The organism is Mycobacterium paraintracellulare (assembly GCF_000276825.1).
GTDB classification, from domain to species: domain Bacteria; phylum Actinomycetota; class Actinomycetes; order Mycobacteriales; family Mycobacteriaceae; genus Mycobacterium; species Mycobacterium intracellulare.
The window spans coordinates 1,779,882-1,805,309 of record NC_016948.1 but is presented as its reverse complement, the minus strand read 5'-3'; the positions used below and the strand labels follow the sequence as shown (position 1 = coordinate 1,805,309).

Here is a 25,428-nt window from a genome sequence, read left to right as displayed (position 1 = left end):
GTCACGGGGTGCCGTTTGGATTGGACGAGTGATTCCACGAAAGTTGTTGCGCGCAAACGGATTTAGCGTGGCCAGCAGAACACGGGCGTCTCAGAACGCGCTCAGCGCGTCCGTGTCCTCGATCGCGGTTCCGACGCGTTCGACCAGGGTCCGCGCAAGGTCGGCGGGCTGGGTGTCGGGCATCCAGGCCGGGGCGCCGAGCACGGTGGCCCAACAGAAGAACGGGTACATCAGGCTGCGGCGGTAGAGATTCCAGGCATCGGCGAACCCAGGAGGGTCCCCACCGGCTTCGCGGAGCCGCTCGAGGTAGAAGACGAGGAGATCCCGCTCCCAGTTCCTCCGGTCCTCGATCGTCAGTGCAGTCGAGATGACGTCGGCGACGTCGTACGCGAAGCCGCCCTGCATCACCACTTGCCAGTCTGCAAGAGCGACCGCGCCATCACGGGTGCGGTACGTGTTGCCGACGTGTGCGTCGCCGTGCAGGAGGGTCGGTGGTCCGCCGTGACTCAACTCTCGCATGGACGATGCGAGGGCAGTCCACAGTTCGTCTTGTCTGCTACGCAGGGCCGAGGGAAATCCATCCGTGCGTTGAACGCCGATCCGGCTCCGCTTGCGGGCGTTCAAGAACACGTCAATGTTTGCAAAGTGATCTTCGGGCCGCTTCAACGGGCTCGCCGCGACGGCTGGATGCCCCCAATACTGGCCGTGATACGCCGCCATGGTGGCGAGAAGCGATTCGATCGCGGCCCGGTCGAACGTCGTCGTGGCGTGGCAGAACTCGGCGCCGCGTGTCGCAACGATGTCTTCGATGACCGTTGCACACGCCCACGACCGACGATCCACGGCGCCGAAGTATCCGTGCGGGCACTCGAACTCGGCGAGCCGTCGCAATCGGCCGTAGAACTCGGCCTCACCGTCGAGGATGCGAATGAGACCAGCGAAGAGTCGCTGCCGCGTGGTCGCCATCAGCTTGACGAACACATCAGCAGGGGGGCCGCCGGGGCGATCCTCGGAGTACGAGATGTTCAGTGCAGCGCGGGACGTCGTCTGAGAAGTCATATCGTGGGCCGTGTACGAGGTCACCCGCAACCCGGGATGATCGCGGCACAAGACGGCGGTCAGCCATTCTTCGTTGATCGCCGATATGGTCCCGGGCACGTCCTCGACACGACGAATCCGCTTCGGCCGAACGTGCTCAGATAACCGGGCCGACGCCGTGAGGCCAGCACGACCCACGGCGCGACCGATCGACGCCGCCCGAGCGTCAACCATGCTTCCGCACTTCTGATCCGGCAACCTGGGCCACGTCGAGTCGGGCCATCGTGGCGAGCGACCGGCTCACACCCGCGAGCGCGACGATCATCGACTTACCGTCGCGAGCACACGATTCAGCCATTGGGCGCCAAGTCGCGGCGCCGGCGAACGCTCGCATGGGATGGCGACACCGGTGCCCCAGCGGGCGCGACCAGCAACCTACCTAAGAGCGCGACCGTGCTCGCGATGCCGCCCACGACCGTGAGCGCGGCTAGGTGGACCAAGAGCGTCGAAGGATTCTCGAGGCCGTGTCGCACGGACAGGTAGACGATGCCCGAACCGAACAACCCCGCAGCAAAGGCTATCGGGACGAGTGGGATCAAGGACAGGTAACCCCAGCCCTTGAGCAGCGGCACTAAGCGATATACGAGGATGCCGCTGACGAGGGCCGACATCGCATTCGTGAACCCCAGGAAAATCGGGTATCCGAAGACGACGAATGGCTGGCTGTCTTGATACTCGTACACCCGCAGGATGCTGACGTAGGTCATCTCCGCGGCGATCGCCATCACAACGATGAATCCGTACATCTGCCATACCGAGCGCATCGTCGGCCGACGCTTGAGGTATCGAGCGATGTAGACGGTGGCCCCTCCGTAGAAGGTCAGGTACGCCGCCGGGAGCCACACAGGCTGCGAGCTTCCAAAGGTGGTGTAGAGGTGCCACTGGCCCTGTTCACGAAACCACAGACCGTATAAGTGATCGAAAAGTGGCTCCATCAAACAGCCAAGCGTGCCGCTCACAGCGACGCACAGAGGCCAGATCGTCCGCTCGCGCCGGCTCAAAGTCACGATCCATACCAACACGAACAAGCCCAAGCCCCACGTCAATCCGGTGGCCACCCACTGCCCCACCTCGTTGACGGGAGAATCCATTCCATGCGTTTCTACTGGGGCCATCGATGACATCAACAGGCTCCTCACAATTTATTCCACATTAGAAAGCAATGTTTCCAGCATACGACTACCTATGGCGAGCCCACCAGAGTTTTGCCGGATCCGGAGACGACCGGGCACGTTATTCACCAGCGCGGTGGGCGGTGAAGGCTGTCGAGCGATTCGAGGTCCACCATTGCTTGGGCCGTCCGTTGCACCACCTGCCGTACGTGAGCGTCCGGCTGGAGCTTCGAAACCCTTCCCACGAGGAAGGTGTAGGTCCAATAGATGAAGCCGCGAAACATTTGTTGCCGATAAGCCAAGAATGCCTCGTCGACGCTGGGAGGCCGACCACCGTTGAGGCTCAGCTGATCGACGTAAAGTCCGATCAGGTCGCGTTCCCAGTCGCGGCGATCTTCGACGTCGAGCCCAGCGCTAAGCGCATAGCTCAAGTCGAGTGCCCACCCGCCGGTACCGATTCCTTGCCAGTCGTAAAGGTGCAGTGAACCGTCGGGGAGGGTGAACCAGTTATTCGGGTGAACGTCTTGATGCAGCAGCGTGAGCGGCCCGCTCACGCTGTACTCCAGGGAACGCATCAGCCCGCTGCGGATCTCGGATTGCCGGGCGTGCAACTCTGCAGGTATGAGGTCGGACAACATGCGCATGCCGACCAACGCACCGCGATCGAAGCCGATCCGAGCATTGAACATGCGCTGCCAGTCGTCGGAACGCATCAGCTTCCACTCGCCGGCCAAGCGCGCGTCTTCCCACATCGTCCCGTGCACGCGCGCGAGCTCGGCGATCATCGACTCAGCCGCATCGCGTGTCACCTTCAACTGGGTGGCATCGGCGAAGGTGGCGCCGCGCGTTGCGGCGATGTCCTCGGTCAAGACCATGGACCGACAGGTCCGCGGATCCCACGCACCGTGATATCCCGCCGGCGCCCCGATGTCCAGGTGTGATCGGATCTTGCCGTAGAACAAGGCCTCCGCGCCCGCGGCTCCGGTCACCCCGACGAGCAGACGATTGAGAAGCGATGGCGTCGACTTCGAGTACACGTCGCGCGGCAGTCCCGCCTCGACGCCAGCTTGATTCCAGTGCACCGTAATCGCTCTTCGAGTGCTAGTGCCCGCCGATCCCTCCCCGAGTTCGAAGGCGTTGACTGTCGCGCCTGGGGTGCCGTCCGTCAGAACGGCCGTGAGCCATTCCGCAGTCAATTGCTCGACGGCCGCAGGGACTTGGTCAGCGCGCGTCACCGGGTCACGTCCACGGATGCGCTCGTCGGCCGATACCGCCGTGAGCCATAGCGCCTGGGCCGCCACCTTCATTTGATCCACGATCATCTCGTTCGACTTTCCTCGTTGATTGCCACCGATCTGCGGAGCAGGAACCGGATCCACGCGTCGTCCGCCCCAGTAGTCGGCAACGCAGACCTCGGGTAGCCTTCGGGGTCGTCTCATCAGTCCAAAGAACCAACGGCATCGAGATCGTCGATGGCCGCCGCCGTGCGACGGACGACTGCCAGGCACGTGTCGACGGGTTGCATCTTTGGTTGGTATGGTGCCCGACCAATCGTGAAAGCCCAAGCGGTGTATGGCCAGAACGACTGCTGCCGGTAATTCAGCATGGCGGCATCGAACCCGATCGTTGGGCCGCCGGCTTCCTGCAACGTCTGCACGTATCGGCGGAGCAAGTCCTCTTGCCAGAGCCGACGGTCCTCCGGCTCGCAACCAGAGTTCACGAGGTAGGCGAAATCGAACGCCCAGCCACCCTGAAGGACTGCCTGCCAGTCCCCCAAACCCATCTTGCCCGAAGAGGTGACATAGGTTTGGCCCGCGTGCGCGTCACCGTGCAGCAATGTGCGTGGCATGCAGTGACTACTGAGATCCATCGACCGAACCGTTGCTTCGAAGAGTCGATCGCTCTGCCCGAGGAGACGCCGGGGTATGACGCGCTTCGCGCGTTCCATGCCCACGTGGCAGCGCTTCTTGATGTCCAGGAACACCCGTGTCTTCGCCAGGTAGTCGGCGGGTGTCTTGAGCCCCAGAATGTCGGGATCACCCCACAGAGGAGCGTGCAATCGGGCGAGTTCGTCTACCAGATCGGCGATTTGCGCGTAGGTGAAGCCCGTCGTCGGCGTGAGGAAGCGAACTCCCTTCGTCGCGGTGACGTCCTCCATGATGGTGATCGACCGCCACGACACGGGGTCCACTCGACCCCAGTAGCCCATGGGTGCCTCAATCTCCGCCTTTGGCCGGAGTCGGGTGTAGAACTGGCTCTCCCCGTTAATCGCTCCAGCGCCGCCCAGTGTCATGCGTTGACGAAAGTGTTTGGTGGACTTGGTGAACAACGCCGTGGGCAGATCAGCTGCAGATCCATTGGCGTCGTATTGGACCCGTAAGGCAAGGCGCTCAGACGTTCCGCTACTTCCATGCGCAGTGCTGAACGACACGACTCTGGCACCCGGCGTGTCGTGACAAAGCACCGCCGTTAGCCAGTCGACGTTGAGGTCCGCACCCGAAGTCGGGACGTGCTCGGATGTGCTCAGTGGGGGTGGTCGGAACTTCTCGACCAGACTATGCACACCGACCACGGCCGCCTTCTTGGCCAGTCGGAGCTTGGGATTCATTGGCACGTGGGATTATGAGCGGCCGGGGAGGGGGTCGTTTTGGCCGCTGGTGTAGGGATCGGCATTCAGTTCGGCACGCCGACGCTCCTGGAACAGCCGGTGGGTCAGGGCGCCGAGCCGGCCGCCCTTGTCTTCGAGACGGAACTGCTTGAGCATGGTGCGGGCGGCATTTTGGCCGGGCATGCCACTGATGCCGGCCACCGGGTGGGTGCCCGAGCCGGTGAGGAACAGGCCCTCGACCGGGGTGGTGTAGCCGGCGAACCCGACGACGGGTTTGTTGGGTCCGAAGCGGCTGATGGTGGGGTCGACGTGGTAGACCGAGCCGTCGATGGCCCAGAATCGTTCCTCGATGTCGGGCAATACCAGCGGGCGGACGGCGACTTGCAGGTCTTCGACGCCCTTGTAGTACTGGTCGGCGTCCTTGATGATGCTGTCGGTGATCTTCTTGCGAGCCACGTCCCAGCCGTCCACGGGGAACGACGGGGTCAGCCCGGTCCAAAACCACCACAGGTCCTTGCCCTGGGGTGACATCGACGGGTCGAAGGCGTTGGTCACCTGCGCCAAACCGGGAATCGCGTCGGGCACTTGGCCGCGCACGCACGCCTTGGCGGCGTCCTTGGCCTCTTCGTAGGTGTGGTAGCAGTTGCACGCCAGGCGCATGTCGATGCCATCGCCGCGCCACTTCTCATGCTTGGACATGTCGATGCGCCCAGACAGCGCCACGTTGACCTTCGCATCGGCGATCCCGCGCTTGCGGGTCGGGATGTGATCGGCGGCGTTTTGCTTCTTGTGGTCCAGGATGCCGCGCGGCAGCAACCGGGTCAGCGTGGTCTTGGGGCTGCACGCGGTCAGAACCCCGCGGCGGGCGTGGACCTCTACCCCGCCGCGGATCCGCACGCCGGTGCACCGGTTGTTGGTGACAATAAGTTCTTCGACCGGGGAGTTGGTGACGACCTGGCCGCCGTTGTCGCGGATCACCGAGATCAAGGCCTTAGGTAGGGATCCGGTGCCGCCGTGAAACATCGCCACGCCGTACTTGGATAGCACGCCCAGGTAAATCAGCGACCAGCCCGACATGTCGGCATCGAAGGGCATGAACGGCAGCGACGAGAGCAGCGGCGCCCGAATCATGTCGTGCTCGAAGCTCTCCTCGACCGCCTCGGTCTGCGAGCTGGCCATCCACCGCCCGATCGCGGAGAGTTGCTTGCGGTTCTTAGCCACTCCCTTGGCGGCCTTGAGGATCGCCGAGATGTCGGGCGCGACCACGTTGGTCTGCATCATCGGCAGACCGATCTCCACCGCGGCGTCGATCACCTCGTAAAGCTCGATGAGCGCGCGTGCGTCCTTCTTGGAGAAATACTCCAACTCCGCGGCGGTCTTGCGCGGATCACGCCACAACCCCAACGACGCACCATCGGCCGACAATTGGAAGTGCGCCGGATCGATCACCGTTTGCCGCAACCCATATCGGGTCGCCAACTCCAAGTCGGCGTTGATTGTCGTAGTCCGGAACAACGACGCCTGAATCGAGGCCTCGTTGATCGTGTATTCCGGCGCCTCCGGGGCAAATGAATTCGTCGAGGTCATCCCACCGGCGGTCGGCGATGCCTCCACGACCAGGACGTCCAAACCCGCCTTGGCAAGGTATGCAGCGGCAACGAGACCGTTGTGGCCAGATCCCACCACCACCACATCAGCGACACGGGGCAGTTCATCCTTCATGGCAGATCCTTCCGTCTTGGGCAGCGCGAGAGCGCTCACGGCGGAGATCGCAGATCTCCGGGGGGTGATCGGGCGCGTCGTGGCAGCACACGAATCGATGCTTCGCATGCCGTCGGTTGCGCGTCGCGCGGTTGACGAGGCTCTCGACATCGCAACCGCAACGACTAGACACACTGTATGCGGCGTGAGGTATGGAACACAATGGGCAATTCTTTTGACGTGATTCACCTGGCCGCCCGCGCAACGTCGGCGCGCGCTCCCATCGGGATTTCCCTGCATCAAACAGCCTTTGAGCTCGAGGGCGAAGGACGACGGCGTCGAACGTCGCTCCGCGGTTTCGTGGGCGTCGAAGGTCGTGGTAGCAGTCGTGACGCATGACCCACCCCGGGGCCGGGTGGAACCGTGCCTCGCCTCACGGTCCCGAGCGCCGCGATCGTCTCCTGGTGCGACCGTGTGCTTGGCGTGAAGTGGCGCTGTGAGCAGCGGCGCATGGTTATCATCGGCGTCGTGAGAGCTCAACCGTCGAGTTCGCGACGGCGTGCGGAACTCGTCGTCAAGCGAAATCCCACTGCGGCCGCAAAGTTTCAGCGCCGGCTTGCAGACGCGATCGAGCGATTGGTCGACGACGAGACGAGCTACGGCGAATTGAGCGTCGATCAGCTCATCGGCGAGGCGGGTGTCGCGCGCTCGACATTCTACAAATACTTCGGCGACAAGAGCGGCTTGCTCTCCAGTCTCGTCGGTGCCGTACGGGACGACTTCCTGCACGCTGCCACTTCGTGGCTCGCAATGACAGCTGGCGGCACCAGGGCGGAGTACGAAGAATCGTTTCGAATCATCTTCGGCGCCTATCGATCACATCGGGTCGTCATGCGGTGCATCGTCGAACAGTCGACACAGGATGACGTCATCGGAGCGCACTTTCGGGAAATGATGGCCGTCTTCGTCGCCGCCGTGGAGCATCACGTCCGGGAGGGGCAACGTACTGGCGTCATCGCCGCAACCCGTTCGGCGAGCGATCTCGCCATCTGGCTGACCTGGATGTTGGAGTACGGGCAGATGCAGCTGATCGGACCTGCCGACGAGCGGACCGTCGAGAAGTACACCGCCGCAGTCACCGACATCGTGTGGCGAACCTTGTACACGTCGCCAGTCCACGGTGTGCGGTGACGAGGCCAGAACGGCGCCGTCTTCCCACCCGGTCGGCCCGCCGGGCCGATGCGTTGCGCGCCCTCGCCGACGCGGCGGCGGCTCTCGTCGCCGAGGGGAGCACATTCGCCGATCTCAGCGTGGATCGGCTCTCTCGCCGCGCGGGCATGTCGCGTGCAAGCTTTTACCTCTACTTCGAGGACAAGGGTGAGCTCGTTCGTGGATGGCACCACGCCCTCGACGCCCGCCTCGACGACGTGCTCGCCGAATGGTGGGAAGCGACGAGGCCGGGCGCCGACCTGATTTTAAGGGTCCTGACCGACCTCGCCTCGGTGCACCGCGACGAGCACGTCGTGGTGAACGCGATCCAAGACCTGGGCGCGCGCAGTCCCCTGCTGCGCCGTACCCGGGACGATGCGTTCCAGCGTCGCGCCACCGCCCTCCGCAGACACATGGTGCGCGGCCAGCGAGCTGGATGGGTTGACGCAGAACTCGCGGCCGCCACGACGGCGCCGTGGCTCGTGGCCATGGTCGATCGCGTCATGCAGCAGGTGGTGCCCAATCAGGCCATCGACGCGTCATTGTTGGAAACCGGTACCGAAATCATTTGGAAGACTTTGTATTCCTCGTAGCGGTCCACCCAATCACGTCATGCGGGCAGCGACCCCGGTGGCCGATGCAACGCGTCTTCGTGACGACGTAGCGTTCACCCTCGTCGAGTAACACGCTGGCGCCCGTGGCTCGCGCGTTTACTCCGCGCATGATCGATCGAAGGTCTGGCGCGGTGGCCATCTTCTTATCCCTGGCCGGCATCCTGAGTCCCCCTGTGAACTTCGCAGCATACGGCGCCAGTAAGGCAGCCACACCTCGAAACGCGCACGCACTGCACTACGAGATTGCGAGAGTGGGGATTTCGGTGACCGCGCGCTGGACAGGGCCGGTAGACACCGAATTCGGCGTCAGCTCGGGACTGGAGGCGACATGGTTGCCATGCCGAGTCGCTTCAAGGCCACCCGGCGATTGCGTGGCGGTCATCTGGGATGCCCTCGAGCGCGGCGAGGCCATATCCAACGCCTCCGTCCGCGCTGCGGGGCCCGTCACAGGCCCGACGCGCGTTGCTGCCGACTGATGCGACGATTCTCACCTGTGGCCGGTGACCCACTCGGTCTCCGCCCCGGGTGGATCGAAGCCCTGGAGCGACACGAGGACCACCGACGCGGGGTTGGTGCGGGCATCGGATCGTCGAGCGACCCAAGGCCCTGGTCCATTAGCTCGAGCGCCACACGCATCATGACGATGAAAGGCGGGCCCGGACCGTTCACTCCTTCCGTAACCCTTCATCGATTTCTATTTCGTGTTAGAATCAACGAAACCAGCGGGCTAGCAGGCCCGTACGCCCCGGACGATGTCGGTCGTGAAGCATAGCGAGCCATCGGAGGGCGTTGGCGCGAGGAATCGAGGCTTACGTTCGAGCGCACGTCAGCCGGCGCCTCGGGGACGGACCGTCGGTCTCGGGGGGCGCGTGACGACGCCAGCGGTTCGCGCCGCACCATGACCGAACTGGAGACGGCTTGACTACGCCCAAGGCACCCCCTGGATCGCAGAATCTGCGCGAGGTCTCGGGTCAGGAGTCGCTCGTGGGAGGTCGGGTCCGACCGCATGCGTTATTCCGCGGCGACGCTCCCGCTCAGAGCGATCCCCCGCCATCGCTTCCGGGGTGGCCGCCCGCCACGGTCGTCGACCTCCGCTCGGTGTCCGAGTACGTCGGTCCGCACCCGCTGACCGAGTTCGGCGCCACCATCCATCGAGTGCCACTGTCCAAGAAGCTCAACGTTCTCGACTTCGACGCCGACGACATCTTGAAGCATGGCGGACTGGCTGGGCTCTACGAGTACACGATCGACGGGGCGGAGCAGGCCATCGTGGAGGCCGTCGACGTCGTCGCGAAGTCCGAACATCCCGTTCTCGTGCACTGCACCTTGGGCAAGGACCGGACTGGAATCGTCGTGGCGACGATCCTCGGCGCGATCGGGGTGTCCGTCGCCGGAATCATCGCCGACTACGTCGAGACCGGCCCGAACGTCCACCGGATCCTCGCGCGCCTGGCTGCGCTCGATTCGCCTGCAGCGGTGCGTATTCAAGATCTTGCCGGCACCTACCCGGAAGCGCTCGAGGCGAGCGCCGAGGCCATCGAGGCCGTGCTTCGGCTCCATGCCGAAGCTGGTGGGGCCGATCGGTGGCTGCTCGCGCACGGCATGACCACCGACTCACTGGCGCAACTGCGCGCCCGACTTCTCACATCATCTAACGGAGAGGAAAATCCATGATCGAGCTCCGATCGGTTCGCGGAGCCCGGGCCCTGGCGCTGATTGTCGCGATCAGGCTCGGTGCCGGTCTTGCGGCGGTCACGGCACCACGCGTCGTGTTGAAGGCTCTAAGGAGCCAAGACTCGGCGGCCCTCCTCGTGACCCAGCTGTTCGGTGCGCGACAGGTTAGCTACGCACTGCTTGTCCTGCTCACCCGAGGAAGAGCCCGACATAGAGTCGCTCACGTGGGAATCGTCACCGATCTCGTCGACTCCTACGTCGCAGCGAGCGCAATCCGCCGAGACGAAGCGGTGCTCCCGAAGATCGTGATGGCCTCGATCAGTCTCGTCGCGGCGCTGCTGGGTGTCGCCTCACAGGCCCCCGCCCCCGGCGATTCGCGGGCGCGAGTTGACCCGGCGGCGGAGCAGCCGGGTGGGACGCCCTGACGTGGCCGGCCCAGGGCATCGCACGGGCGGACCGTTCTTCGACGATCTCTCCCCGGGCATGGTGTTCGATTCGGCGCCCGCCATGACGCTGAGTAGCGGCGCAGCAGCAGTCCATCAATCGATCCTTGGCGACCGACTGCGATTGCCGCTCGACGAAACGCTCAGCCGTGCCGTCACTGGATCGGCGTCGGCGATAGCCCACCCAGGCTACGTGTGCGACGTCGCCATTGGACAGTCGACTCTGGCCACGCAACGGGTGAAGGCCAATCTCTTCTACCGCGGCCTCGCCTTCCACCGATTCCCCGTCCTCGGTGACACGCTGTGCACCCGAACCGAAGTCGTCGGACTTAAACAGAACGCCACGAGGTCGGACCGCGCCGCAACCGGGCTGGCTGCGCTTCGCATCACCACCGTCGATCAGCACGGACGGCTCGTCCTTGACTTCCATCGCTGTGCGATGCTGCCGCTGAGCAGCAATGCGGTCGACACGGGATACGACGATGACATGAACGGGATCGGAAGCGCCGGCGCTTCGACGTCCACTGCCACCGCGGAATGGGACGACGACGCGTTCCGAACCAGAGTGCCCGGACCACGCTTCGACGAGGCCCTGGCAGGCAGGACGTGGCGCAGCACTGCAGACGTGGTCAGCGGCGCCCCAGAACTCGCTCGAATCACGCTCAACATCGCTGCCGTACATCATGATTCGCGAATGAGCGGGACTCGCCTGGTTTACGGAGGACACACGATCGGGTTGGCACTCGCCCAGGTGTCGCGGACGCTGCCCAACATCGTCACGGTATTGGGCTGGACGTCTTGCGACCACACCGGGCCGGTGCACGAAGGCGACACCCTTTACAGCGACATCTCCGTGGAGTCCGCGCGACCTCGCGCCGACGGCCGCGGCGGAGTGCTCAGCTTGCGGTCAGTGGTCTACGCGGTGAGTCAGGAGCAAGACCGTCGCGTTTTGGACTGGCGTTTCGACGCATTGCACTTTTAAGGTGTGCCCGTTCAGGACCGAGTGCCGAACGGCTCCAAATGAACTCTGCGGACCAACATTCGGTCTTGACAAGGCGGGCAGATCACTGTGAAATTGATTCTCAATTAAAAATATCGCGCAGAATTGACTGTCCTGCGAGTGTCGACGTGCGCCGCGCAATTCGAAGAAAGCAGCCCGGATGGCTTCTCCCTCGGTGTCATCGGACGCCTTGATCGCTCAGGCGCGCACTCCATGCTGACACGACACGACCATCAGCGCAGGTGGCGCACGATAATGGTGCGGCCCAATTCCCCAGAACAGGTTGCGCCGCGTGATGTTTCGGGCCGACGCCGCAACTACCGTCCGATGACGACGAGCGACGAAGTGCGCTTCGCCTGGGCGCTGGCGACCGTCACCGAGTCAGTATTGACGAGCCAGGAACGAACCTGGTTGTGCGTGACGCTGGGGGCAGGTGATTCCGCCCAGGCGGTCGAGGAACTGCTCACGGTCATCGCTGATCGCGGAATCGCATTGACCGATGACCTTGTCGATTCGGCGGCTGATTGGCTCGGGGGTTTTGCGGGCACCACCGCCGAGCCGCGGTTGAAGTCGCTCGTCGCCGGACTGACGATAAAGCATCCGCAGTAGCCCTGCGCTCGACGACTGGCGATGCCTTAGTCCATCCAGACCCGTGATCAGGCCCTGCCCTCGGCGTCCGTGGCCGACGGTGTCAGCGGCGCTCCGTCGGTCCAGACGAAGCTCAGGACCATCTTCTCGACCATCCAACGGCCGTCGACGCGTACCCACTCGTGGTCATACCACCCGCCGATATCCGCGTGCTGGCTTGGGTCCGCCGTGTCCGTCACGTGAATCGCCTGGAGATAAGCGCGAGACCGAGCGCGGTCACCGTCGATCGTCACGGCATGGTTGGTGATGGTGTGATGAGTTGCCGCGAAGGGAGCCATCAAATTCTCCGCGTAGCGCGGATACTCGCGCGCCGGGAAGCTCCCCAAGGGAGACTCGACCACTCCATCGGTGACGAAGAGTTCGGCGATGCTTGCCCAATCCCGCGCGTCCGCGCTCAAGGCGTAGGACGTGAGGAGATCGCCGATCTGCGCGCGATCGAGCAACCATCGGAGCTGAGCGTCGGGTGTCGACGGTGGCGTCTGCGGCATGTCGTCATTCCCTCTTCTCTTGGGACTTGGCGGTGCGGGGTCTCGTTACGCGACGCGAACTGGCTCGTAGACGATCGGCACCGAGCCGACCGCATGGAAGAACGTATGCGGAATGATCGACGGGTCGCCGTCGAACCTCAGGCCCCGGAGGCGTTCGATCAAGATGGGCAATCCGATGCCGAGCTCGAGCCGCGCAAGGCCCGCGCCGAGGCAGAAGTGTCTACCGCCACCGCCGAACGACATATGGCGCGGATCTTTTCGGCGGATGTCGAATCGGTCGGGGTCGGCGTGGATTTCGGGATCGCGGTTGGCCGAACACAACCACATCGCGATGCGCTCACCCCCGCGCAGAGTGCGCTGGCCGATGGTGACGTCCTTGGTGACGGTACGGGCTTGATAGACGTTGGGCGTCCAGTAGCGCAGGACTTCCTCGACGGCGTTGCCGGTGAGGCTCGGATCCTCGCGCAACAGTTCGAACTCGGAGGGATGCTCGAGGAGCAACCAAATCGCCGCGGCGAGCGTTGTGCGCACCGTCTCATTCCCGGCCACCATGAGTTCGGCGAACGAGACGAGCAACTCGTTGTCGGTCAATCGTTGACCGTCGACCTCCGCATGAATCAGCTTGGAAATCAGGTCGTCCTTGGGGTCGGCGCGGCCCGACGCGATGAACGCGACCAGGTACGCGCGCATCTCGTTCATGGCCGTCATCAGCTCGCCAGCCGAGTCCTCACTGCCCTGGAGTTGGCCGATGGCGTTGGACCACCGCAGCAGGTCGTGCTGGTCCTCCCCTGGGACGCCAAGCATCTCGGCGATGACGAGCAGTGGATATGGCGCGGTGACGTCGGCGACGAGGTCACACCGACCCCGTTCCTGCACGCGATCCAACAGCCCGTTGAGCACCGCGGTGATCGCAGCGGTCTGACCAATCACGGTGCGCGGTGTGAAGACCTTGTGGACGATCGCTCGGCGCGCAGTATGATGCGGCGGATCTTGGCTCACCATCATCAACTTCTGAAGATCACCGAGCGCCGCGGTACCGGGAATGGTCGACCCACCGGTGGAGGAGAACGTGTCGGTGTCCTTGCTCGCCATCGCACAGTCTTCCCACCGCGTGAGCGACCAGAAGGACTCGCCTACGAAGCCAACGGGGTTCAAGTGCACCGGATCCCGTTCGCGCAGGGCGCTGAACACCTCGAACGGCGGGCCACTGCGAAAGTGCTCGGGATCGCTCAGATCGGTGTCGATCAAGTCGTTCATGTTGTCGTTTCCCAACTTCGACTGCTCCAACGGTCGGCGCAGTTCGAGTCATCCGCTGCCAACCTTCATCCCAAGAATACTCTAAATTGATTAAAATAGATTAGATTTGCTGAAGTCGTGGAAGGAGTTCGCATAAATCCGCGAGTTGAATTCGCAGTCACGACAGGTCGAGTCGGCTTCAGCCGTGTCCGGGAGCGGTTAACTAGTCCGCGTCCCACGACATTGCGCGATGTTCCTCAAGGTCCCGCACACGTCACGAAGGAATGGCTGACGCTCGCGTTGTGCGACGGGGTACCCGGCGCCCGCGTCACGAACTTCGAGTTCGGCAATCGCGACGACGGCGCGACGTCGCGGTGTCCTCTCGTCGTCACCTACAACGACGTCGGTCGCACGGCTGGACTGCCCGATCAGCTGTTCACGAAGTCATTGCCCACCTTCGCAACGCGGCTGTTGTCGGCGGCTGTGAACCTCAGCGAGGTCGAGGCAACCTTCTATTCGCAGCTTCGTCCTGAGTTGTCGATCGAAGCTCCGCAAGCGCGTTACGCCGCCTACGACCCGCATTCGGAGCGGTTCTTCCTGATCGTCGAAGACGTCGCCAAGGCGCGCGGCGCGACGTTCGGCACCGCTCTCGATCGTACGCTTACTCGAGGTCAGGCCGACGATCTCGTCGACCTCTTGGCCGAATTGCACGTCACCTTCTGGCAGCGCCCATTGATGTCGAGATTCGGTCATTGGCTTCGGAATTCGGTGGAATACGTCGAGCGCCTCAACGTGACCCTGCCCGCCCGCAAGCGCATCGCCGTCGGATGCGAACGCGCTCGTTCGGTCTTGTCGACGGAGTTCTTCGAACGGCGCCACGAGATCCACCCGGCATTGATGCGCGCGATGGCAAGGAACGTCGAAGGACCTCAGACGTTGCTGCACACCGACGTTCATCCTGGCAACTGGTACGTCACCGCCGAGGGGCGAATGGGTCTCTACGACTGGTCGTGTCTCACGACGGGCGGCTGGGCTCGCGACGTGGCGTACGCGCTGGCCACCCACCTACCGCCCGAGGATCGCCGAGCGTGGGAACGAAAACTGCTCGCGCGATATCTCGGGCGCTTGCAGAAGGCGGGCATCGAGACGCCAACTGACGACGAAGCATTCCTGCTTTATGGCCAGCAGATGATGCATCCCTTGCTGATGTGGCTGGGCACACTGGGTTTGAGCAAGCTGATGCCGTCTACACAGCGCGCCGACGTGACGCTGGAGACCGTGCGCCGCGCGGCGATCGCGGCTCAAGATCTTCGCACGCTCGACACCGTATGACAGTTGACGCCGCGCGTCCGCAGCCCATGCGCGATCCGTTCCAACCGACGTCGGTGGGGCGCGGCGCCGGCTAGATCCGAGTCGCTAAGACGCGAGGAGTGTGTAGTCGGTGGTGCGCTGGCGGGCGGGTCGCCCGATGCCTTTGGCGATCGCGGTCAGCTCGGCGACCGTCTTGGCCGACCCGTGTTCCGAGCCGGCCATCCGCGAGATGGTCTCCTCCATCAGCGTGCCGCCCAGGTCGTTGGCGCCGCCGTTGAGCATCACCTGCGTGCGCTCGACACCGAGCTTGACCCAGCTGGTCTGGATCTGGGAGATGCGGCCGTGCAACATGATTCGCGCCAGCGCGTGTACGGCCCGGTTGTCGCGGTGGGTGGGCCCGGGCCGGGCCGCACCGGCCAGATACAGCGGTGAGCTCTGGTGCACGAACGGCAACGGCACGAACTCGGTGAAACCGCCGGTGCGGTCCTGGATGTCGCGCAGCACGTTGAGATGGCCGACCCAGTGCCGCGGGCTGTCCACGTGGCCGTACATCATGGTCGACGACGACCGCAGCCCGACCTCGTGCGCGGCGGTGACGATCTCGATCCACATCGAGGTCGGCAACTTGCCCTTGGTCAGCACCCAGCGCACTTCGTCGTCGAGGATCTCGGCGGCGGTGCCGGGGATGGTGTCCAGGCCCGCTTCGCGCAAACTGGTGAGCCACTCGCGCACGCTCAACCCGCTCTTGGTCACCCCGTTGGCGATCTCCATCGGCGAGAACGCGTGCACGTGCATCGACGGCACCCGCGCCTTGACGGCCCGGACCAGGTCGGCGTAGCCGGTGACGGGCAGCTCGGGGTCGATGCCGCCCTGCATGCACACCTCGGTGGCGCCCTCGACGTGCGCCTCCCAGGCGCGGTCGGCGACCTCGTCGGTGGACAGCGAATACGCGTCGGCGTCGCCCTTGCGCTGCGCGAACGCACAGAACCGGCACCCGGTGTAGCAGATGTTGGTGAAGTTGATGTTGCGGTTGACGACGAACGTCACGTCGTCACCGACGGTGTCGCGGCGTAACGAATCCGCCAGTGCGGCAACCGCTTCCAGCGCGGAACCGTCGGCGGTGGCCAGTGACAGGTATTCGTTGTCGCTGCACCCGGCGGGGTCGCGTTCCGCGGAGCGCAGCGCGGCAAGCACGTCGGTGTCCAGGCGTTCTGGCGCTTTGGCGCCCTGCGCGGCCAGCTCGTGGACGTGCGCCCGGATCGATTCCCAGTCGCCGAACGCGCTGTCGATATCGCTGCGGGTTTCGGTGTTGCGGCCCTCGCTGTCGATCGCCGCGTTGAGGTCGACCCGGCCCACCGAACCGACGTCGTCGGGCTCCTGCCACGGCAACCCGACCGGGTTGACGTCACGGGCCAGGCCGGTCGCCGGGTCGGCCAGCGCCGCCACGTGTCCGGACACCCGCGGGTCGATCCAGGCCGCGCCGCCCTGCACGTATTTGGGTTGCGCGGTCAACCGCTGGACCAGCTCGTAACCGGCTTCGGCGGTGACGGCGGCCAATTCGTCCAGGGCCGGCCACGGCCGCTCCGGGTTGACGTGGTCGGGCGTCAGCGGCGAGACACCGCCCCAGTCGTCGACCCCGGCGCCGACCAGCGCCAGGCACTGCTCGCGCGAGACCAGGTTCGGCGGCGCCTGGATACGCATCCCCGGGCCGAGCACCAGCCGCGCCACCGCCACCGTCGCCAGGTAATCCTCGATGCCGGCGTCGGGGACCGCGGCCATGGCGGTGTGTTCCTTGGCCCGGAAATTCTGCACGATCACCTCTTGCACATGGCCGAACTCCTTGTGCGACTTGCGGATCGCGTGCAAGGTGTCCGCGCGTTCGGCGAGTGTCTCGCCGATGCCGACCAGCAGGCCGGTGGTGAACGGAATCGACAGCCGGCCCGCATCGGTCAAGGCGCGCAACCGGACCGCCGGATCTTTGTCCGGGCTGCCGTAGTGCGCAAGCCCTTTCGTCTCGAACAGCCGCCGCGAGGTCGTCTCGAGCATCATGCCCATCGACGGCGCCACCGGCTTGAGGCGGGCCATTTCCGACCAACTCATCACGCCGGGGTTCAAGTGCGGCAACAACCCGGTTTCCTCGAGCACCCGGATCGCCATCGCCCGCAGGTAGGACAGCGTCGAATCGTAGCCCCGTTGACCGAGCCACTCACGCGCCTCCGGCCACCGATCCTCCGGCCGATCCCCCAGCGTGAATAGCGCTTCCTTGCAACCAAGTTCGCCGCCGCGGCGGGCGATGTCGAGGATCTCGTCGGGCTCGAGGTACATGCCGGCGCCCTGGGCGCGCAGCTTGCCCGGCACGGTGACGAACGTGCAGTAATGACAGGTGTCGCGGCACAGATGGGTGACCGGGATAAAGACCTTGCGGGAGTACGTGATCGGCAGCCCGCCGCCGGGGCCGCGCCGTCCGGCCGACTCCAGGCCCGCGTCACGCACCCGCGCCGCACTCGCGCACAGGTCGGCCAGATCCGCGCCGCGCGCGGTCATCGCCACCGCGGCCTCGTCGACGTTCAGCGCAACGCCATCCCGCGCCCGCCGCAACGTGCGCCGCAAGGCGGCGGGATCGACCACCTGCGGTCTAGGAACGATCGCAGGGCTGTAGTGGCACGGTGCGCGAGCAGTCGTTCACGAGACCCCACCTCCTATCGATCGATGCCCATCTCGCCGCTGGCCCGCCTGCGATTCCGTGCGCTTCGGGACGATGGCCTCGCGGTCCGGCAAGTGGTAAGGCGGTGTCACCGGCGGACGTTCTCGATCATGGACGCGGTCCGTTCGCCGGACATCAACTCTCGCGGCGCGAAGGCCGGCGGCAGCTCGCCGTCGTCACGCCTTAATGAGACGACAGATCTCGGCCGAGGCCTCGATGATCTCCTCCGGGACGACCGGCATGAGCATCGGCGCGAAGTCCGCCACGAGGTTGATCGTCGCACCTTGCTCGACGAATGGCTTGATCTCGGCCGCGATGTCGTCGGGCGTGCCGTAGAAGAACGTCTTGCGGACCATCTCCGGCGTCACGCGATCGGTGACGGCCTTGAAGTCGTCGAGCGTCATCGAGTTGGGCCTCATGTGCAGTGCGTAGTGCCAATCGCGGGGCATGACCGGCTCGATGCCCTCGGGGTCCCAGTCGTTCTGGTTGATGCGCCCACCGGTCGCTGCGTACCACTTGACCAAGGGGTTGTCGATGTACTGTTCGAAGTCGTCCTTGTTCTTGGTGATGAAGCAGATGTGGTGCAGGCCGAAGTGGAAGGTGTCGTCACCGCGCCCGATTGCCTTCAGGGTCTCCCGGTGGCCCTGGACGACCTTTCCGTAGGACTCCGGGTCCGCATAGACGAAGGGCGCACCAGTTCCGAAGCCGTCGGCGTACTTCAGCGCCATGTCGACGAGTCGCGGTCCCCCACCCATGGCGATGACCTCGGGCCGGCGATCCTTTGCAGCGTTGCCAATGAAAGCGTCCTTGAGGTTGAAGAACTCTCCCTCGAAGCTCACCGGTTCGCGTTCGGTCCACAACAGACGTAGCACTTGCAGCGCCTCGTTAAGCCGCTTCAAGCCCTGCGACCGCTTGCGCCCGAATGGCCCGATGTGGCGTACCTCGCCGGCGCCGAGCGACAGCAAGGCGTGGCCCTCGGTTGCGGATGCCAGGGTGAGCATCGTCTGAGCAAGTTCCGGAGCGTCGCGGCGCGTGGCGTCGGTACAGATGGCGAAGCCCAGCTGGTCAACCGCACTCATGGCGAACGACATGGTGACGAAGGGATCCTGGAGTGAGTCGATGTCCGAGAACTGCTCCGCCAACGGCGTGTTCTCGGGCGTGAAGAGCGCGTTGGGAAACCAGCTGGTGAGCTGATCCCAGATCGTCGCGTAGTCGATCTGGCCGGTCGCCTGCAGCGCCTGTGCGTACGGGCCGGCCGTCTTCGGGCTAACGTGGCGGGAGGCCCAAATCGCTATTCCGGCACGAACATTCGGCATCTATCACTCCCACGTTATGAGTCACTTCGAAGCGACTTCGAGACCTTTGACACTACGGACTTAATGACATTACATAGATAGCAGTTTGTCAATACACAATGTGTTGATGCGCGACGTGACTTACACTCCGCATGTGCCGAATCCGACCGGAACTGCCACCTCGGCGCGCGAGATCGCCCGAGGCCAGATCCTGAAGGCGGCCCGCGAGTGCTTTCGTCGGGAGGGCCTTCGGGCCACCACTATGGATGATGTCGCCAAGGCCGCCGGGGTGTCGCGCCAGACCGTGTACAAGAGCTTCGCCTCGCGTCGCGATCTCATCAATGCAGCCATCGCGGAACGGATCTCAGAGCTCGCCGACGATATTCTCGGCCAGACGTGGGGGGAGGAGTCTCTGATTGAAACATTCATCCAGCGCGCGACCGCGGTAGTGGACGCCGTGGGCAGCGACGCCGAACTGGCGCTCTTGCTCGGCGAGGATTCGCCAGTCACCCTCCACCAGGCGTTGTGGCAGCCGTCAGTACACGACCGGGGGTTTCGCGACTGGCAACCTTGGCTTCGTCAAGCGCGCAGGGAGGGTGTCGTCCGTTCCGATGTCACGGACGCAGACATCTACGAGTGGATGCAGACGGTACTCACCTCCCTCATTTTGCGACCCGACCCAGACCCCGAGCACCGTCGGGCCCTCATCGAAGTGTTCCTGGTGGATTCACTCGGACCGCGGACTGGCGGATGACCGAATCGCTTGAGGGAGAAGCTATTCGCGCCACCACGGCAAAGACGTTTTCCGAAGGGGCGAACGTGGAGTCCGTCGAACGGGACGTTTGCCAGACGGCAGGCGCCCGAAACCTGGCGGGTAGTGGTCAAACCGCGGTGTAGCCGCCGTCAACGGGAATGACCGCGCCGGTGAGGAACGTCGACTCGTCACTGGCGAGGAACACCGCGACCGAGGCAATCTCCATTGGCAGCCCCAGCCGCCCGAGCGGCGTCGTGGTCTTCGTGGTGTGCAGTAACGCTGTGAGTGCCTCGGGGTGGCGCTCCTCGAGCTCGGTGAGCATCGTGGTCTTCACCACCCCAGGGCAAATTGCGTTGCAGCGCACTCCGCTTCGGCCGTATTCGACCGCGGTCGACCGCGTTAGACCGATAACGGCGGCCTTGCTGGCGCAGTAGGCCGATAGGCCGGGGAAGGCAATGAGTCCAGCAACCGATGCGGTGTTGACGATCGATCCACAACCTTGCGAGATCATGATGGGCAGCGCGTACCGTGTGCCGCTGAAAACCGCGCGAGCATTGACGGCGAGAACCCGATCGAATTCCTCGAGCGTGTAATCAGCTAGCGCACTGAGGTTCCCGTCGATTCCGGCGTTGTTGTACAACGCGTCGAGGCGACCGAACTCGGACACCGTTCGGCTGACGAGTGCTGCGACGGCGCTGTCGTCGGCCACGTCTGTCGACACCGCGATCGCGCCGTCGCCCAACTCCGCCGCCACCGCCTCCTCCCTGCCACTGATGTCGGCGATCGCGACCAGCGCCCCCTCGGCGTGCAGGACCTGGGCGATGGCAGCTCCGATACCGCCGCCGCCGCCGGTGACGATGGCGACCTTGCCAGCCAGACGTCCATCCGTCATGCGCTCTCCTAGATCCCGTGCCGTAGATCGATCAGGCGGCCGGCGTCGGCTGGCCATCGGCCCGCCTCGCCGCATCCCCGGTTCACACCGAGCTCCGTCCATACCATTCGCTGGCCAGCGGGCGGTTCTGTCCGGGCGTCGATCCGTAGGTCACGACTTCGTCGACTCCGGCATCTCGGTAGCGCTGCAGTTGGTCGGCGCATGCCTCGACGGATCCAATCGCACAGGAGTCGTACATCCACTCGTCTGGCACCAATTTGGCCGGCTCGGCGAGTTCGGCTCGGTGAAAGACGCTGTCGGCGATCGTGTCGTGACCCTGAAGCTGGGCGTGCGAACGAATCTCGGTCAAGGTGGCCGTCGACCAGCCATTCATCTTGACCAGGGTGTCTCCCCAGCCCGGTGTCTGCAAGTAGGTGAGTGCGCGTGCGTGACAGATCTGTCGCGTCTCGAAGTCGCACAGCTGCGGCGCGGTGACTACGCTCTGCGCGATGCGCAGCGTGGCGGGGTCACGCCCGGCTCGCTCGCAGGCGGTGCGGATTCGCACGACCGACTCGTACGTCGCGTCAGGCGTGAGGTTCGGGATGAGGAGCACGCCGTCCATGCATTCCGCTGATAGCCGTGCACCTCGTTCCATGCCGAAAGATCCGTACCAGATCTCAGGATCCGGCCCGTCGTGTCGATCGTCCATGCACATGGGGCCGAATGTGCCTGCGGGTCCGTCGTATTCGACCTTCTCGCCGCGCCACAGCGCACGGATGATGCCGACGTAATCACGTAGTGCGGAATAGCTCGCCGAGCGAATTTTGCCGTTGACGATCGTGTCGGCCCCGCCTCCTCCCAGGCCGAGACCCAGCACGAACCGCGGCCCGTAGGCGGCCTGCATCGTCGATGCGAACGACGCGGCATGAAGTGGGTGGCGACCCGATGGCGGAATGACGCCGGTCGCAAGGCCGATGGTGGACGTCCGGGCACCGACGCCGCCGAGGAGAGCGCCCGCCTCCTTGAGGTTCCACCGCTCCGACAAGAACACCCGACGGAAACCGATGACTTCTGCATCGACGCCGTCTTGGACGCCCTGGCGTGGTGTTCTAGCAGCGGTTTCGGGTCCGTCACCCGGATTCGCCCGCACCCGGCCAGCGATGATGAAGGCGCTGAGATCGTCGATCATAGCGTTTCGAACGCGTCGAGTGCCTCGATGTGTTTCAGGCAACGCAGCACGCTGATCTCGCCGAGGCCGCGTCCGTCGCCGGTGTCGAGGGCTCCCAGCATCGCCAACCCCTGCCCGAGGGGATAGATGATGCTCTGCCGGTAGTGCTGAACGCACTGTTGATGGGTGTAGTCGCTGACACCGCCGGCGACCAACCCGTCGTGATAGCGCGTGAGCAGGCTCTCCCAATGCCGTTCCAGGTCAGCAGTGTCCATCGATCCAGCCAGGAGGTTGGCGACGTCTTGGGTGCCACGCGTGACAGCAGGGACTTGCCAGTCGATCAGGTAAGGAGTCACGGTGCCGGATGCCGGAGCGTCGTCGAAGAAGATGTTGTCGAGCCGACAGTCGTTGTGAGTGAGCGTGCGAGGGCCTTCCGCGCAGCCCTGCAGCACGTGGTTCCAGTTCTGCACCGCGTCGGCAACCGCCGCAAGCGTGCCGTCGCCGACGCGTCCCGCGAAACGTGCCACCAGCCCGGCGGCACCGCTGGTGACGACCTGGACGATCGTTTGGCTGTAGACGCCCTCGGTCGGAGACACCAGCCAATCGGCGTCCAATTCGGGCGACTGCCAGAACGCGGCATGCAATGCGGCGAGGCTGTCCATCATGGCAGCGGCATCGTCGACCTCGAGCCCGCGGCGCTGATCTCCCATCCGCAGCTCTCCCAGGTCCTGCAGGATGAGCGGGGTCGTGTCGCCGTCGCCGGCGTACATCAGGGCCGCGGTGCGCACCGGGACGCGAGTCGCCAAGTCGGCGTAAAACTTTCGCTCTCGGTCGAACAAACCCATCGCTCGATCCATCTGCACCTGAACTGGTTTCGAGCCACGTATCTTCGCGACGAGCGATTCGGGTCCCGCTGAGTCGGCGTCGGCGTAGGTAATGCGCAGCCGCGCCATGTCAGTCGTTGCGCCACTGATGGCAACGGCTTCAACGCGAAGATCGGTGATACTGCTCTGGTGGTGCCCACCGTCCCGTAGGACAGCGTCGAGCCAAGCTCGGTCCATTCGGATGAGCGTTTCATTGACACTCATGTCCCTGCCCTTCGAATGAAGCGAAAAAGTTTCGAGCCATCTCGACACGCCTTACGCAGCTGAGGGAAGCCGAGACACTCACGCCGTCGCATTCTTTAAACGCGAACAGATTTCGAGGCTGCGGGCGAGACCCTTCTGTGCATCCTCAGGCTCGAGAGCGAGAGGCAAGATGTCGCATACGCTGACCCAGGTAGCTCCAGCGTCGACGTAGGGCTGGACTTGAGCCGCCACCGATGCCGGCGTTCCGTAGACGAACGATCGCGCGGCCATCTCGTCGGTGACCTTCGAGAGCAACTCTTTCACCTCACCGTCGGACCACTTCACGGGCAACAGTTTCGTGGCGTAATGCCAGTCGTCGGGCAGTGGCGGCTCGAAGCCCTCGGTACGCCACGCCGGCATCTCGAGGCGGCCGTAGATTCCGGCCATCCACCGGAAGAAGCGACTGGCCAAGGCTCGCTGGATGATCTCCTGATCTTCGTGCACGAGCGCCATGAACCAGATGCCGAAGTGAAAATCCGCCGGGTCGCGGCCCTTCTCGGCGAGGTCGGTCTTGAGGGCATCCACTGACACCTCGAACGCCTCCGGCGTGGGGAACACGCACGGCACGATCGCAGCCATCCCATCGGCGTACGTCGTGCCAAGGTCCAGAAGCTTCGGTCCGCCACCGAGCACCCATACCTGCGGCCGCGTACCGCGAGCGGATCCCATCCAAGCATCTTTGAGGGACCAGTGATTGCCGTCTCGGGTCACCGGCTCGGTGGCGTTCCACAAGGCGTGGAAGGTCTTTAGTTGGTCCTCGAGTCGCTTGATGCCTTCCGAGCGCTTCCACCCGAACGGCGTCACCTGCTTGGCCTCCCCCGCGCCGATCATGACCATCGCCGTCCGGTTGGTCATGTTCTGCAGCGTCGACATCGTTTGGAACATCTCCGCCGGTCCGCGGCGGATCGCGTCCGTGCTGATCGCCACCCCAAGGTCCGGCGTGGAGGCCAGAACGTAGGCGCTTACGGCGAACGCGTCGGCGTAGGAATCGATGTCCGGCAACACTTTTGCCATCGGCGACTCCTCCGGAGACCACAGCTGGCGCGGCCAGAAATTCGTCATCTGATCCCAGACCAACAGCTCGTCCACCACGCCGCTCTGCGCTGCTGCCTGAGCCTGGGCAGCGAACGCCGACGGATGCGTGAATCGATCCGAGATCAATGGGATCGACGTCTTGACGGTCATACAACACTCCTGGACACATAGGTGTTTCTCGATTGGACGAGCCATCGCAGTGGCAGCGGCGCGCCCTAGCTTGGACCAAGGTCGGATAGGACCCGCTGTAGCGGGGCGGTGTCGTCGCTATCGCCACTCGCTCTGGTGCACGACGTTTCATGCCGGTCGCCGCCGTCGAGGTCGGCGCGGATGGCTTCCTGGGCGTTCTTGGGCAGGGTGTGCAGGATCTCGCGCACCCGGGCCTGGCGACGTGCGACGGCCTTGCGCTCGGGCATGCCGGGGGTCGCGACGATCTGCGGGGGCACGCCCTCGATCTCCTCGACACCGCCCGCATGCTGTCCGGCGTCCAGCGCCGCCTGCTCCTCGGCCATGGTCGCCTCGTCCTTTTCCTCCGACATGCCGATCGGCCCGATGCGGCGGCCGTTGAGGAACTGCCGCACGACCGGCTCGTCACTGGTCAGCAGCACCTCGCGCGGGCCGAACATGACCAGCTTGCGGCGGAACAGCATGCCCATGTTGTCCGGCACCGTGCGGGCGATGTTGATGTTGTGCGTCACGATCAACACCGTGGCGTCGATCTGGGCGTTGATGTCGAGGATCAGCTGGCTCAGGTAGGCGGTACGAACCGGGTCCAGACCGGAGTCGGGCTCGTCGCACAGGATGATCTGCGGGTCCATCACCAGGGCACGGGCCAGGCTGGCACGCTTGCGCATACCGCCGGAGATCTCACCGGGGAACTTCTTCTCGTCGCCGCCGAGCCCGACCAGGGTCAGCTTCTCCATGACGATGTCACGGATCTCGCCTTCCTTCTTCTTGGTGTGCTCGCGCAGCGGGAAGGCAGCGTTGTCGAAGAGGTTCATCGACCCGAACAGCGCGCCGTCCTGGAACATCACGCCGAACAGCGTGCGGATCTCGTAGAGCTCCTTGGCCGAACACTGCAGGATGTCCGTGCCGTCGATGACGACCGAGCCGCGCTCCGGGCGCAACAGCCCGATCAATGACTTCAGGAAAACCGATTTGCCGGTACCCGACGGCCCCAGCAGGACGCTGACCTCCCCGGCGGGCAGGTCGAACGTCACGTCCTCCCAGATCGTCTGTGAACCAAACGATTTCGTCAGACCTTCAACCTGGATACCGATACCCACGCAAAATCCTCACTTTGTACTTGAACCCTGATGTGTGCTGAGAGAA

General features: G+C 64.4%; 23 protein-coding genes. 9 read left to right on the top strand and 14 right to left on the bottom strand.

Annotation, left to right across the window (positions count from 1 at the left end; genetic code table 11):
• Window positions 1–90: 90 nt before the first annotated feature.
• The 5 genes from OCQ_RS08505 to OCQ_RS08485 form a co-directional block, all read right to left on the bottom strand.
• On the bottom strand, window positions 91–1,158 hold the full coding sequence (locus tag OCQ_RS08505; protein WP_051019729.1) for a phosphotransferase: 1,068 nt from the start codon (window positions 1,156–1,158) through the stop codon (window positions 91–93).
• A gap of 230 nt (window positions 1,159–1,388) precedes the next feature.
• A complete protein-coding gene (locus tag OCQ_RS08500) occupies window positions 1,389–2,222 on the bottom strand; it encodes a hypothetical protein (protein ID WP_197748736.1) in 834 nt (277 codons plus the stop codon).
• A gap of 113 nt (window positions 2,223–2,335) precedes the next feature.
• Window positions 2,336–3,589, bottom strand: a complete 1,254-nt coding sequence (locus OCQ_RS08495) for a phosphotransferase (protein WP_014384300.1) — start codon at window positions 3,587–3,589, stop codon at window positions 2,336–2,338.
• A gap of 59 nt (window positions 3,590–3,648) precedes the next feature.
• Entirely contained in the window at window positions 3,649–4,818 is a 1,170-nt protein-coding gene (locus OCQ_RS08490) for a phosphotransferase (RefSeq protein WP_041784882.1), read from the bottom strand.
• A gap of 12 nt (window positions 4,819–4,830) precedes the next feature.
• The gene (locus tag OCQ_RS08485; protein ID WP_041784880.1) at window positions 4,831–6,540 is read right to left on the bottom strand and encodes a phytoene desaturase family protein; all 1,710 of its coding nucleotides are present in this window, start codon (window positions 6,538–6,540) and stop codon (window positions 4,831–4,833) included.
• 489 nt (window positions 6,541–7,029) lie between these two features.
• On the opposite strand from OCQ_RS08485, the gene OCQ_RS08480 reads away from it, so the two are divergent.
• The 7 genes from OCQ_RS08480 to OCQ_RS08455 all read left to right on the top strand — a co-directional run bounded on the left by OCQ_RS08480 (window position 7,030) and on the right by OCQ_RS08455 (window position 12,068).
• Entirely contained in the window at window positions 7,030–7,710 is a 681-nt protein-coding gene (locus OCQ_RS08480; protein WP_014384297.1) for a TetR/AcrR family transcriptional regulator, read from the top strand.
• Window positions 7,711–7,763: 53 nt separating this feature from the next.
• Window positions 7,764–8,321, top strand: coding sequence for a TetR/AcrR family transcriptional regulator (locus OCQ_RS08475; protein ID WP_014384296.1), 558 nt, complete (start codon window positions 7,764–7,766; stop codon window positions 8,319–8,321).
• Window positions 8,322–8,449: 128 nt separating this feature from the next.
• Entirely contained in the window at window positions 8,450–8,818 is a 369-nt protein-coding gene (locus tag OCQ_RS27325) for an SDR family NAD(P)-dependent oxidoreductase (RefSeq protein WP_139826607.1), read from the top strand.
• 508 nt (window positions 8,819–9,326) lie between these two features.
• The gene (locus tag OCQ_RS08470; RefSeq protein ID WP_232065581.1) at window positions 9,327–10,016 is read left to right on the top strand and encodes a tyrosine-protein phosphatase; all 690 of its coding nucleotides are present in this window, start codon (window positions 9,327–9,329) and stop codon (window positions 10,014–10,016) included.
• Between the two features lie 224 nt (window positions 10,017–10,240).
• The gene (locus OCQ_RS26515) at window positions 10,241–10,441 is read left to right on the top strand and encodes a hypothetical protein (protein WP_014384294.1); all 201 of its coding nucleotides are present in this window, start codon (window positions 10,241–10,243) and stop codon (window positions 10,439–10,441) included.
• Between the two features lie 58 nt (window positions 10,442–10,499).
• Complete coding sequence (locus OCQ_RS08460; RefSeq protein ID WP_051019770.1) at window positions 10,500–11,441, top strand: hotdog family protein; 942 nt, start codon at window positions 10,500–10,502, stop codon at window positions 11,439–11,441.
• 345 nt (window positions 11,442–11,786) lie between these two features.
• Window positions 11,787–12,068, top strand: a complete 282-nt coding sequence (locus OCQ_RS08455) for a hypothetical protein (protein ID WP_014384292.1) — start codon at window positions 11,787–11,789, stop codon at window positions 12,066–12,068.
• Between the two features lie 47 nt (window positions 12,069–12,115).
• On the opposite strand, the gene OCQ_RS25625 is transcribed toward OCQ_RS08455, so the two are convergent.
• A complete protein-coding gene (locus OCQ_RS25625; protein ID WP_051019727.1) occupies window positions 12,116–12,550 on the bottom strand; it encodes a nuclear transport factor 2 family protein in 435 nt (144 codons plus the stop codon).
• Between the two features lie 90 nt (window positions 12,551–12,640).
• Complete coding sequence (locus tag OCQ_RS08440) at window positions 12,641–13,852, bottom strand: cytochrome P450 (protein WP_041785509.1); 1,212 nt, start codon at window positions 13,850–13,852, stop codon at window positions 12,641–12,643.
• Window positions 13,853–13,969: 117 nt separating this feature from the next.
• Between OCQ_RS08440 and OCQ_RS08435 the strand changes: the two genes are divergently transcribed.
• Window positions 13,970–15,163: an aminoglycoside phosphotransferase family protein gene (locus tag OCQ_RS08435; RefSeq protein ID WP_197748735.1), complete on the top strand. Its 1,194-nt coding sequence runs from the start codon at window positions 13,970–13,972 to the stop codon at window positions 15,161–15,163.
• A gap of 84 nt (window positions 15,164–15,247) precedes the next feature.
• On the opposite strand, the gene OCQ_RS08430 is transcribed toward OCQ_RS08435, so the two are convergent.
• Both OCQ_RS08430 and OCQ_RS08425 read right to left on the bottom strand, forming a co-directional pair.
• Window positions 15,248–17,788: a bifunctional FO biosynthesis protein CofGH gene (locus OCQ_RS08430; protein WP_051019725.1), complete on the bottom strand. Its 2,541-nt coding sequence runs from the start codon at window positions 17,786–17,788 to the stop codon at window positions 15,248–15,250.
• A gap of 234 nt (window positions 17,789–18,022) precedes the next feature.
• Window positions 18,023–19,162, bottom strand: coding sequence for an LLM class flavin-dependent oxidoreductase (locus tag OCQ_RS08425; RefSeq protein ID WP_014384287.1), 1,140 nt, complete (start codon window positions 19,160–19,162; stop codon window positions 18,023–18,025).
• Between the two features lie 106 nt (window positions 19,163–19,268).
• Between OCQ_RS08425 and OCQ_RS08420 the strand changes: the two genes are divergently transcribed.
• A complete protein-coding gene (locus OCQ_RS08420) occupies window positions 19,269–19,895 on the top strand; it encodes a TetR/AcrR family transcriptional regulator (RefSeq protein WP_041785504.1) in 627 nt (208 codons plus the stop codon).
• A gap of 127 nt (window positions 19,896–20,022) precedes the next feature.
• Here the strand turns inward: OCQ_RS08420 and OCQ_RS08415 are convergent, their stop codons facing one another.
• The 5 genes from OCQ_RS08415 to OCQ_RS08395 all read right to left on the bottom strand — a co-directional run bounded on the left by OCQ_RS08415 (window position 20,023) and on the right by OCQ_RS08395 (window position 25,382).
• On the bottom strand, window positions 20,023–20,844 hold the full coding sequence (locus OCQ_RS08415) for an SDR family NAD(P)-dependent oxidoreductase (RefSeq protein ID WP_232065580.1): 822 nt from the start codon (window positions 20,842–20,844) through the stop codon (window positions 20,023–20,025).
• Between the two features lie 25 nt (window positions 20,845–20,869).
• Window positions 20,870–21,955, bottom strand: coding sequence for a TIGR03857 family LLM class F420-dependent oxidoreductase (locus OCQ_RS08410; protein ID WP_014384284.1), 1,086 nt, complete (start codon window positions 21,953–21,955; stop codon window positions 20,870–20,872).
• Window positions 21,952–23,070 (bottom strand): oxidoreductase family protein, encoded by a 1,119-nt coding sequence (locus OCQ_RS08405; protein WP_139826612.1) that lies wholly within the window; start codon window positions 23,068–23,070, stop codon window positions 21,952–21,954. Before OCQ_RS08405 ends, OCQ_RS08410 begins: the two co-directional genes overlap by 4 nt.
• A 30-nt stretch (window positions 23,071–23,100) precedes the next feature.
• On the bottom strand, window positions 23,101–24,246 hold the full coding sequence (locus tag OCQ_RS08400; protein WP_014384282.1) for an LLM class flavin-dependent oxidoreductase: 1,146 nt from the start codon (window positions 24,244–24,246) through the stop codon (window positions 23,101–23,103).
• Window positions 24,247–24,311: 65 nt separating this feature from the next.
• The gene (locus tag OCQ_RS08395) at window positions 24,312–25,382 is read right to left on the bottom strand and encodes an ABC transporter ATP-binding protein (RefSeq protein WP_014384281.1); all 1,071 of its coding nucleotides are present in this window, start codon (window positions 25,380–25,382) and stop codon (window positions 24,312–24,314) included.
• Window positions 25,383–25,428 lie beyond the last annotated feature (46 nt).

Coding starts and splice junctions, on each gene's coding strand:
- OCQ_RS08440 (WP_041785509.1), bottom strand. CDS start 13,852: ATGAACGACTTGATCGACACCGATCTGAGCGATCCCGAGCACTTTCGC.
- OCQ_RS08490 (WP_041784882.1), bottom strand. CDS start 4,818: ATGAATCCCAAGCTCCGACTGGCCAAGAAGGCGGCCGTGGTCGGTGTG.
- OCQ_RS08410 (WP_014384284.1), bottom strand. CDS start 21,955: ATGATCGACGATCTCAGCGCCTTCATCATCGCTGGCCGGGTGCGGGCG.
- OCQ_RS08480 (WP_014384297.1), top strand. CDS start 7,030: ATGGTTATCATCGGCGTCGTGAGAGCTCAACCGTCGAGTTCGCGACGG.
- OCQ_RS27325 (WP_139826607.1), top strand. CDS start 8,450: ATGATCGATCGAAGGTCTGGCGCGGTGGCCATCTTCTTATCCCTGGCC.
- OCQ_RS08420 (WP_041785504.1), top strand. CDS start 19,269: ATGCGCGACGTGACTTACACTCCGCATGTGCCGAATCCGACCGGAACT.
- OCQ_RS08485 (WP_041784880.1), bottom strand. CDS start 6,540: ATGAAGGATGAACTGCCCCGTGTCGCTGATGTGGTGGTGGTGGGATCT.
- OCQ_RS08460 (WP_051019770.1), top strand. CDS start 10,500: ATGGTGTTCGATTCGGCGCCCGCCATGACGCTGAGTAGCGGCGCAGCA.
- OCQ_RS08415 (WP_232065580.1), bottom strand. CDS start 20,844: ATGGCCAGCCGACGCCGGCCGCCTGATCGATCTACGGCACGGGATCTA.
- OCQ_RS08455 (WP_014384292.1), top strand. CDS start 11,787: ATGACGACGAGCGACGAAGTGCGCTTCGCCTGGGCGCTGGCGACCGTC.
- OCQ_RS08425 (WP_014384287.1), bottom strand. CDS start 19,162: ATGCCGAATGTTCGTGCCGGAATAGCGATTTGGGCCTCCCGCCACGTT.
- OCQ_RS08500 (WP_197748736.1), bottom strand. CDS start 2,222: ATGTCATCGATGGCCCCAGTAGAAACGCATGGAATGGATTCTCCCGTC.
- OCQ_RS08400 (WP_014384282.1), bottom strand. CDS start 24,246: ATGACCGTCAAGACGTCGATCCCATTGATCTCGGATCGATTCACGCAT.